The 1,221-nt window shown below is 62.5% G+C and carries 1 protein-coding gene; it reads left to right on the forward strand.

Going from position 1 to position 1,221, the window contains the following annotated elements; genetic code table 11:
- Positions 1-1,221: aminotransferase-like domain-containing protein (locus AC0IYU_RS34770; protein ID WP_472126942.1), on the forward strand; the 1,221-nt coding region annotated here is incomplete at both ends.

Here is a 1,221-nt window from a genome sequence, read left to right on the forward strand (position 1 = left end):
TCGCTCAGCGCATTCGCGCGGGTAGCCTGAAAGCGAACGATCGCCTTCCCTCCGTACGCGAACTGAAGTCGCAAATGGGCATCAGTGCGTCCACCGTGTTCTCTGCTTACTACCTGCTGGAGGCGCAAGGCCTTGTCGAAGCGCGGCAGCGGTCGGGATACTTTGTTCGAGCGGGCGCGGAAACGTCGGCCAACGAACTCGCCGCCAGCGAGCCTGTCCTCCGGTCCATGTCGGTCGACGTCTCGTCGCTTGTCTTTCAGGTCCTTGCGCAGGCTCGCGAGCGCGACATGGTCCCGCTCGGTTCGGCCTTTCCGTCGCCAGAGCTGTTTCCCTTCGAGCAACTTGCCGCCGGCCTTACGCGAGCGCTCAAGCGGATGGATCCTTGGCAGACCGTCGAGGATTTGTCACCCGGAAACGCCCTATTACGCCATCAGATCTCCCTCCGTTACGGCAGCGTCGGGATGAATGTTCCTGCGTCGGAACTGGTCATCACCAGCGGGGCGATGGAGGCACTCAATCTTGCGCTCGAATCGGTGACGCAGCCAGGCGACGTCGTGGCGATCGAAACGCCAACCTTTTATGGTGCGTTGCAGGCACTGGAGCGGCGCGGTCTTCGCGCGGTCGAAGTTGAGACCCACCCGCGTACAGGCGTAGATCTCGACTCTCTTGCCCGCGTGATCGACCAGCATCCGGTGAAGGCCTGCTGGTTCATGCCGACCTTCCAGAATCCAATGGGCTGCACCATGAGCGACGCAGCCAAAGAGCAACTGGTCAGCATGCTCGCCACCCGCGCCATACCGCTGATCGAAGACGACGTGTACGGCGAGCTCGCGCATGGGGCTCGGAGACCGCCACCAGCCAAGGCCTGGGACCGGGCTGGCTGGGTGCTGCACTGCAGTTCTTTCTCGAAGTCCCTGGCACCTGGATATCGCATCGGTTGGGTAGCGGGCGGTCGCTTTGCAGCCACTTTGGGTCGGAACAAGTTGATGAGCTCGCTGGCGACGGCGCTCCCCTCGCAACTGGCGTTGCAGGAATACCTGCAACACAAGAGTTTCGATCGTCACCTGCGCGCACTGCGGCATTCGCTCAGCCGCCAGCAGGCTGCATGCTTGCGACTTATCGATCGATACTTTCCGACTGGAACGCGGGTCACGCGCCCCGAGGGTGGCTATTTCCTGTGGCTCGCGCTGCCAGAAGGTGTCGACTCGCTCGCACTGCACC

The sequence above is a fragment of the Variovorax sp. AC103 genome (assembly GCF_979254005.1).